An 8597-nucleotide genomic window follows, 5' to 3' on the forward strand; every position below is an offset into this window, starting at 1 on the left:
TAGGCGGGGGTGAAGAATTTGAACGAACTGAAGAATGAAACACAATTAGTCATTATTACAGGAATGTCTGGAGCAGGAAAAACTGTAGCGATTCAAAGCTTTGAGGATTTAGGCTTTTTTTGTATTGATAATTTACCACCTGCGTTATTGCCAAAATTTTTAGAGTTAATGAAGGATTCTAGGAATAAGATGAATAAAGTAGCGATTGTGATGGACTTGCGTGGACGTGAGTTTTTTGATTCCTTATTCGTTGCTTTAGATGATTTGTCGCAAACACCATGGGTCGTTCCACAAATTCTCTTCCTTGATGCTGACGATGCATCGTTAGTGCGAAGATATAAGGAGTCAAGAAGGACGCACCCACTTGCTCCACTTGATCGTCCTTTAGAAGGAATTAAGCTTGAACGTCATCTCTTAGATGAATTAAAGGGAAGAGCGCAGCTAATTTACAATACATCACAATTAAAGCCGCGTGAGCTAAGAGAAAAAATCACGATGGAATTTTCCACTAGTAAACAACCTGTATTTACAGTCAATGTGATGTCTTTCGGCTTTAAGCATGGTATCCCAATTGATGCTGATCTTGTATTTGATGTTCGCTTTTTACCGAATCCACATTATATTGAACATATGCGACCACAAACAGGGTTGGAAGAAGAAGTATCGACTTATGTGCTTAAATGGAGTGAGACAAAGAAGTTTTTAGAAAAAGTCACTGATTTGCTTACGTTTATGCTGCCATATTATAAACGTGAAGGGAAATCCCAGTTGATTATTGCAATCGGCTGTACCGGTGGTCAACATCGCTCTGTTGCGTTAACAGAATATCTTGCTAACTATTTCAAAAAAGATTACACAACGCAGATTTCTCACCGTGATATCGAGAAGCGTAAGGGGAAACAGGATGTCAAAAAAACAGAAGCAACCTAAAGTAGTAATTATCGGCGGCGGAACAGGGCTGCCGGTATTATTACGGGGACTCAAAAAACATCCTGTCGATATTACAGCCATTGTGACAGTTGCGGATGATGGGGGAAGCTCGGGCCGACTTCGTGAGGAAATGGATATTCCGGCTCCTGGAGACATTCGGAATGTATTGGCTGCGATGTCAGATGTAGAGCCCTTTATTGAAAAAATGTTTCAACATCGTTTTACTGAGAAAAATGAATTGTCTGGCCATTCTCTTGGGAATCTCATTTTGGCAGCTATGACTTCCCTAACAGGTGACTTTGTTCATGCGATTCAAGAAATGAGTAAGTTTTTGAATGTGCATGGAAAAGTGTTACCGGCTGCGAATCAAAGTGTTGTGTTACATGCAGAGATGGAGGATGGTTCGATTGTAAGCGGTGAATCGAAAATCCCTTTCTCAGGTAAGCGAATTAAGAGAGTATTTCTTACACCAGAACATATTAAACCACTAAGTCAAACGTTAACAGAAATTAAGCGGGCAGACTTGATTGTTATTGGACCGGGCAGTTTGTATACAAGTATTTTACCTAACTTGCTTGTTCCTGGAATTGGGGAGGCGATTGCAGAAGCCTCTGCGAAGAAAGTATATATTTGTAACTTAATGACACAAGCTGGCGAGACACTTGACTATACAGCAAGTGACCATGTGAAAGCTCTGTATAACCATGTTGGCTGTTCTTGTATTGATAGCATTTTAGTGAATAGTGAGGAGGTTCCTCGCGAAGTTCAACAACGTTATGAGGAGGAATTTGCTAAGCCCGTTGTTTATGATGTGGATAGCTTAAAGAACATGGGGCTTGAAATTATTCAAGATCGGATTTTTAGTTACGAAGGACATGTGGTACGCCATGATACGAAAAAAGTAGCGGAGTTACTGTATCATATGATTGAAAAAAAGTAAGAAGTGGCGGGGAATGGTAAGCTGTTCGAGCCGCTTGCGCATTTCTTCTTGTAATCGATTGGAGGTGAACAGGGTGTCTTTTGCTTCGGAAACAAAAAAAGAATTGACCACTTTAGAAAGCAAGGGCTGCTGCAGCAAAGCAGAACTCTGTGCGCTTATACGCATGAATGGATCTCTTTCATTTTCTAATCGAAAGTTAATTATCGATATTCAAACAGAAAATGCAGCAATTGCTAGAAGAATTTATACGCTGCTTAAAAAGAGCTATGAAGTGCAAGTAGAATTGCTAGTTCGGAAAAAAATGAAGCTAAAAAAGAACAATGTATATATTGTAAGAATATCAGCTGGCGGACAAGAGATTTTAACGGATTTAGAGATTTTAGGTGAGGGATTTGAAATTCTTCATCACTTATCCGATAACATCATAGGGAAGAAATGTTGTAAGAGATCTTATTTAAGAGGTGCCTTTCTAGCTGGAGGGTCGGTCAATAATCCAGAAACATCGTCTTATCATCTAGAGATTTTTTCACTTTATAAAGAGCATAATGATGCATTATGTGAGCTTATGAATATATTTGGATTAAAGGCTAAAACGTTAGAGCGTAAAAAAGGCTATATTACGTATTTAAAAGAAGCCGAGAAGATTGCAGAATTTTTGAGCGTAGTCGGTGCGCATTCTGCTTTATTACGATTTGAAGATGTTCGTATTGTAAGAGATATGCGTAATTCGGTGAACCGGCTCGTTAACTGTGAAACCGCCAATCTGAATAAAACGATTGGGGCTTCTTTACGACAAGTGGAAAACATTCGGTATATTGAAGAGACGGTTGGCTTAAGTGTGCTGCCAGATAAGCTTAGAGAAATTGCAGAGTTAAGAGTCGCTTATCAAGATGTGACATTAAAGGAATTAGGTGAGATGGTATCAGGCGGGAACATTAGTAAGTCAGGTATTAATCATCGGTTAAGAAAGATTGACGAAATTGCAGATAAACTTCGTGGAGGAGAAGCATTGTCGGCGAAGAAATAAAGGGGATAGGAGGAAGATGGGATGGTGGAAAAACAAATAGAAGTACAATTGAAAACCGGATTGCAAGCTCGTCCAGCCGCTCTTTTTGTTCAGGAAGCAAACCGTTTTAATTCAGACATCTATTTGGAGAAAGACGGTAGGAAAGTAAATGCTAAAAGCATTATGGGCTTAATGAGTCTTGCTATTAGCTCCGGTGTATCGGTGAAGGTTATTGCTGATGGGCGAGATGAGCAAGAAGCGTTAGAATCGCTCATCCAGTTTATTCAACAAGAAGGATAATACATCGAAAAAAGCGTCCTATAACAGGACGCTTTTTTCTAGAAGATAAAAGAAAATGTAAAGTGTCTAGCTCCAGACACCTTACATTTTTCTTACTTAAGATTCTTTTTTATCTTCTAGTACATTGCGAGTAATAACTTTATCAATTAAGCCATATTCAAGTGCTCGTTCAGCTGTCATAAAGTTATCGCGCTCTGTGTCTCGTTGAAGGGTTTCTAACGATTGACCAGTGCGATCGGCTAAAATTTGATTTAATTTTTCTTTTAAGAAAAGGATGCGACGAGCAGCAATTTCGATTTCTGTTGCTTGACCTTGCGCACCGCCAAGTGGTTGGTGAATCATAACTTCACTGTTTGGAAGAGCAAAACGTTTTCCTTTTTTACCAGCTGCAAGTAAGAATGCACCCATAGAAGCAGCCATTCCGATACATACAGTTGATACATCTGGTTTAATGTATTGCATTGTATCGTAAATTGCCATACCAGATGTAATACTTCCACCAGGGCTATTAATGTATAGAGTAATATCTTTCTCTGGATTTTCTGCCTCTAGGAATAATAGTTGAGCAACAATAGAGTTAGATACATTATCATCAATTGCGCTTCCTAGCATAATAATCCGGTCTTTTAATAAGCGAGAATAAATATCGTAGGCACGTTCCCCACGGTTTGTTTGTTCGATAACTGTAGGAATTAAGTTCATGTTTAGTTCCTCCTTTTGATTAAGAAAGTGGTTAAATTTGTTTATGTATGTATGATACACTTTTTGGTCAATTTAGGTCAAACAAAACAAACTTATTTATGTATATATTTGTTCGACATTTTTCTAGTGACTCCTTCCAAAGATTTGGATTTTACCTCTTCTTTGTTGTAATTTTGAATGAATAGTGAAAGTTCTTTATCCATTATATCCAAACGTGGCAAATTTAAACCACAAATTCACTTGCAAACATACCTTATCTAGCCTATAATGAACTGTATTAAAAAATGATTTTGCCCTCGTGGTGCAACGGATAGCACGTGAGATTCCGGTTCTTAAGATGTGGGTTCGATTCCTGCCGAGGGCGTCCAAAAGCTTTCTCCTTCATAAAGTGAAGGAGGGGGCTTTTTTTATTTTGCTACTATTTATTCACATAGCCGTTCCTTTACTCTACCTCTTAATTTGAAAGATTCATAAAGTGAAACTTTCACCCTCCACTGATAGTTAGCCGCCTCGCTTCAATCAAGTGACCGTACGAAACTGATTGGTGAAAGCTTACCGGTTGGACCTTTAAGGGCCTTTATTTCTCGCCTGTCTTCTTTGTTTCCTCATGAGTTTTAGGTTGGATTCTTACTGCCTACTAAGTGCGGGATAAATTTTTTAGCATGCGTTCGTCAATCTTTGTCGTAAATGTATGATTGCAACATATAGTGAATAAAAACAAATAAATAGGTAAGCGTTTGCAAGAAAAGTGTGTGTTATTTTTTTCAAATATTGTAAAATAGAGTTGGGGAGGGATTTGCAAGTGAATATGAAAGCCGGATTGTTTCAACAGCAAACATTAAAAATGGCAATGACTCAAGAGTTAACTCAATCGATAGCCCTTTTACAATATTCGACGCAGGAGCTTTCTGCCTTTTTAGAAAATAAAATGATGGAGAATCCTTTATTATCTGTTGATGAGCCTTCATCTACAATTTTTCACCTAGGGATGGATCGAAAAAAACGAAAACGGACGAAGAAAGATTATGATTCCGATTACTGGATTGAGCAAGCAAGTGAAGATCATCCTTCGCTTGAAGCCCACCTTCTATCACAAGTAAATCTTCAAAAATTAACGAAAGAAGAGCAGAGAGCCTTCAATCTTCTTATTCAAAACTTAGATGAAAATGGTTATTTACGTGTTCAACTAGATGACTTATGTACCCCTTCTATTACCTTTGATGCGTTACAAAACAGTCTAGAGTTACTCCAACAGCTTGAACCGCATGGGGTGGGGGCAAGAAACCTTCAAGAATGTTTATGGATTCAAGCCTATGCAGATGCTAGAGAGCCATTAGCCGAGATGATTTTACAAAACTACTTTCTTGAATTTGCTAATAAACGATGGAAAGAGCTTAGTAAGCAATTAGGTGTATCTTTACAAGACATTCAAAGAGTGTTTGATTATATTCAAACATTTAATCCACGACCAGCTTCATACTTTCATCAAGAAAAATCGACATATATTGTGCCGGACGTCATTGTTGAAGTTCGTGACGGCCAAATATTTATCGGCGATCTAGATGGCAATACACCAAAGTTAAGTGTTGATAAACAATATTTTCATAGAATGAAACAGCATCAAGATAAACAGGTTAAGCAATTTGTTCAAGAGAAATGGCAGGAGTATCAATGGATTTCACGCGGAATTCAACAGCGTAAGGAAACCATTTTGCGAGTCATGCGCTGTATTGTGGAAAAACAACCAAAATGTTTTTACCATGGACTAGAATACGTACAACCAATGACAATGAAGGATGTAGCCGATGAGTTGGAAATTCACGAATCGACAGTTAGTCGTGCAGTAAAAGGAAAATACGTACAGACCCCATTTGGCACGATTGATATGCGCACGTTTTTCTCTACTTCTCTTTCATCGACCGATTATGGAAAAGATATTTCGGGACTGCAGGCTAAGAATCTATTAGCCGCTGCAATTAAGCAGGAGAATAAGAAAAAGCCGCTTTCGGACCAAGACCTTGTCGAGTTATTACAAAAAGAACATGGTCTTGTATTGGCGCGAAGAACGGTGGGGAAATATCGTGAACAATTAGGGATCCCATCGTCATCGAAACGGAAGCGATTTGATTAAAAAGGATGATGGTAAGGCAGTGGATACATTTCAATTATATAGTCGAAAAAAATGTTGTTTATGCGATCAAGCAAAGCTCGTACTTGAAGAAATAAAGACGGAGATGGGAATTTTATATGAAGAAATTGATATTGACTATAGTGATGAATTAACCGAGCGGTATGGAATGATGATTCCGGTTGTGCAATGGCAAGGGGAAATAGTTCAGTATGGTCATGTATGGAAAGATGAATTGCTTCAGAGAATAAAAAGATAATTTTTTGATTAATATTTGAAGAACGATTATAATCCTGCTAGAATAAATTTATAGCAGGAATATTTTTTTGGTGTTAGTGGGACGATAAAGTCATGTGTGGGACGTTTTGTGTCCCTTTGGTTTAGATAGGGGTTTATACGAATGCAAATATTATTAGACATACAGAAAAAATTATTACCTGATCTCTTAGAAACGATGCAAAAACGGTACAACATTCTTCGGTATGTGAAGGCTATGGAGCCCGTAGGACGCCGAAGCCTTGCTAATCATCTGCAATTGACAGAGCGAACGCTTCGAAGTGAAGTTGACTTCTTAAAAAATCAGAATCTTCTTGAAGTGCATAGTTCAGGCATGAATCTTTCTCAAGAGGGACGGGAGCTTCTGGAACAATTAGAGGGGATTATGCGAGAAGTAATGGGGATAAATATATTGGAACAAAGGTTACGGGAGATGCTTCAAATTGATGAAGTCATTATTGTGTCCGGCAATTGTGATGAGTCACCTTGGGTGAAAAAAGAATTAGCAAAAGCATGTGCGGCCCGGATGAAGCATGAATGGAAAAATCGAAGGACCATTGCTATTACGGGAGGCTCGACAATGGCTGCTGTGGCAGATTCTCTCGTTTCGGATGAATATAGCAAAGGAGTTACCTTTGTCCCCGCACGCGGTGGAGTCGGCGAAATGTCTCAAAATCAAGCTAATACGATTGTTGAAAAAATGGCACAAAAAGTTCACGCTTCATACAAAGTTCTCTATGTTCCAGATCAATTAAGTGATGAAGTTTATGCTTCCTTGATGAAGGAGCCGTCCATGAAAGAAGTGATTGCGAGGATAAAGTCAGCAGAGATGGTCATTCATGGAATTGGAGAAGCGTTGGTAATGGCGGAAAGAAGAAAGTCTGAGCCAAGTGTTCTAACACGATTAGTGGAACAAAAGGCAGTTGGTGAGGCATTTGGATATTACTTTAGTGAAAGTGGAGAAGTTGTTCATAAAGTGTTGACAGTCGGTCTACAGTTAGAGGACCTTACTCCTGAAAAGAAAGTGATTGCAGTTGCAGGGGGTAAAAAGAAAGCGAAAGCCATTCAAAGCTATATAAGGGGGACACATGCTACAACTGTTCTTATTACAGATGAGGCTGCAGCCCGAGAATTAATCTCTGATTGAAAAGAAAAGCTAGGATGAACTTCAAGGAGGAATTTATAATGACAGTAAAAGTTGGAATTAATGGATTTGGACGTATTGGACGTGTGGCATTTCGTGCAGCATTGGCAAACCCAAATATTGAAATTGTAGCAATTAATGATTTAACAGATGCTAATATGTTGGCTCATCTGTTGAAATATGACTCTGTCCATGGAACACTTGCGGAACAAGTATCAGTGGATGGTGAGTATCTAGTTGTCGGTAGTCATAAGACAAAGGTGTTAGCAGAACGTGATCCAGCGTCATTACCTTGGAAGGAGTTAGGTGTTGAGGTTGTTATCGAATCCACAGGCCGCTTTACAAAACGAGAAGATGCGGCGAAACATTTAGAGGGTGGAGCGAAAAAGGTTATTATTTCAGCGCCTGCAACAGATGAGGATATTACGATTGTTATGGGGGTCAATGAAGAACAATATGATGCAGCCAGTCATCACGTTCTTTCTAACGCATCTTGTACTACAAACTGCTTGGCACCATTTGCGAAAGTGTTACACAATCAGTTCGGAATTAAGCGCGGTATGATGACAACGATTCATTCATATACAAACGATCAACAAGTGCTCGACCTTCCTCATAAGGATTATCGAAGAGCGCGTGCAGCAGCAGAGAATATGATTCCTACTTCGACAGGAGCTGCAAAAGCTGTTGCTTTAGTTTTACCTGAATTAAAAGGAAAGTTAAACGGGATGGCTGTACGTGTACCTACACCGAATGTGTCGATTGTAGACCTTGTTGTGGAACTTGAAAAAGATGTAACAGCTGAGGAAGTAAATGCCGCATTGAAAGCAGCATCTGAAGGGGAGTTAAAAGGAATTCTTAATTATAGCGAATTGCCATTAGTATCTGGTGATTATAATGGAAGTCCTGCTTCTTCTACGATTGATGCTTTATCCACAATGGCATTAGAAGGTAATTTAGTTAAAGTACTATCTTGGTATGACAATGAAACAGGCTATTCTCATCGAATTCTTGATTTAATTGACTATATAGCGTCTAAAGGATTATAAAGTGAAGCATCACACTCTTTTAATTAATGATTGGTTGAATTTACGGGCAGTCCCCCTTCTCAAGATTATGAGGAGAGGGACTGCCCGTTCATTGTATTGTAAGAAAAAGTTTTTAAAAAAAT

At 38.8% G+C, this 8597-nt stretch carries 9 protein-coding genes and 1 tRNA gene; 9 read left to right on the forward strand and 1 reads right to left on the reverse strand.

Annotation, left to right across the window (positions count from 1 at the left end; genetic code table 11):
* Positions 1 to 18 precede the first annotated feature (18 nt).
* From rapZ to D1953_RS13370, 4 genes are all read left to right on the forward strand, one after another.
* Positions 19 to 930: an RNase adapter RapZ gene (gene rapZ / locus D1953_RS13355; protein ID WP_281271550.1), complete on the forward strand. Its 912-nt coding sequence runs from the start codon at positions 19 to 21 to the stop codon at positions 928 to 930.
* Entirely contained in the window at positions 905 to 1870 is a 966-nt protein-coding gene (locus tag D1953_RS13360) for a gluconeogenesis factor YvcK family protein (RefSeq protein WP_119117689.1), read from the forward strand. The genes rapZ and D1953_RS13360 overlap by 26 nt, the downstream gene beginning before the upstream one ends.
* Before the next feature lie 73 nt (positions 1871 to 1943).
* The gene (gene whiA, locus D1953_RS13365; RefSeq protein ID WP_119117690.1) at positions 1944 to 2897 is read left to right on the forward strand and encodes a DNA-binding protein WhiA; all 954 of its coding nucleotides are present in this window, start codon (positions 1944 to 1946) and stop codon (positions 2895 to 2897) included.
* A 21-nt stretch (positions 2898 to 2918) separates the two neighbouring features.
* A complete protein-coding gene (locus D1953_RS13370) occupies positions 2919 to 3176 on the forward strand; it encodes an HPr family phosphocarrier protein (RefSeq protein ID WP_119117691.1) in 258 nt (85 codons plus the stop codon).
* 96 nt (positions 3177 to 3272) lie between these two features.
* Here the strand turns inward: D1953_RS13370 and clpP are convergent, their stop codons facing one another.
* Entirely contained in the window at positions 3273 to 3923 is a 651-nt protein-coding gene (gene clpP / locus D1953_RS13375; RefSeq protein WP_281271551.1) for an ATP-dependent Clp endopeptidase proteolytic subunit ClpP, read from the reverse strand.
* 247 nt (positions 3924 to 4170) lie between these two features.
* Here clpP and D1953_RS13380 point away from each other — a divergent pair.
* The 5 genes from D1953_RS13380 (at position 4171) to gap (ending at position 8475) form a co-directional block, all read left to right on the forward strand.
* Positions 4171 to 4242: transfer RNA gene (locus tag D1953_RS13380), tRNA-Arg, on the forward strand.
* Between the two features lie 444 nt (positions 4243 to 4686).
* Entirely contained in the window at positions 4687 to 6009 is a 1323-nt protein-coding gene (gene rpoN / locus D1953_RS13385; RefSeq protein ID WP_245980124.1) for an RNA polymerase factor sigma-54, read from the forward strand.
* Between the two features lie 19 nt (positions 6010 to 6028).
* A complete protein-coding gene (locus tag D1953_RS13390) occupies positions 6029 to 6265 on the forward strand; it encodes a glutaredoxin family protein (protein ID WP_119117705.1) in 237 nt (78 codons plus the stop codon).
* A gap of 141 nt (positions 6266 to 6406) precedes the next feature.
* The gene (locus D1953_RS13395) at positions 6407 to 7429 is read left to right on the forward strand and encodes a sugar-binding transcriptional regulator (RefSeq protein WP_119117694.1); all 1023 of its coding nucleotides are present in this window, start codon (positions 6407 to 6409) and stop codon (positions 7427 to 7429) included.
* A 38-nt stretch (positions 7430 to 7467) separates the two neighbouring features.
* On the forward strand, positions 7468 to 8475 hold the full coding sequence (gene gap, locus D1953_RS13400) for a type I glyceraldehyde-3-phosphate dehydrogenase (RefSeq protein WP_119117695.1): 1008 nt from the start codon (positions 7468 to 7470) through the stop codon (positions 8473 to 8475).
* The last annotated feature ends 122 nt before the right edge of the window (positions 8476 to 8597 follow it).

The organism is Peribacillus asahii (assembly GCF_003570725.1).
Taxonomy (GTDB): Bacteria; Bacillota; Bacilli; order Bacillales; family DSM-1321; genus Peribacillus; species Peribacillus asahii.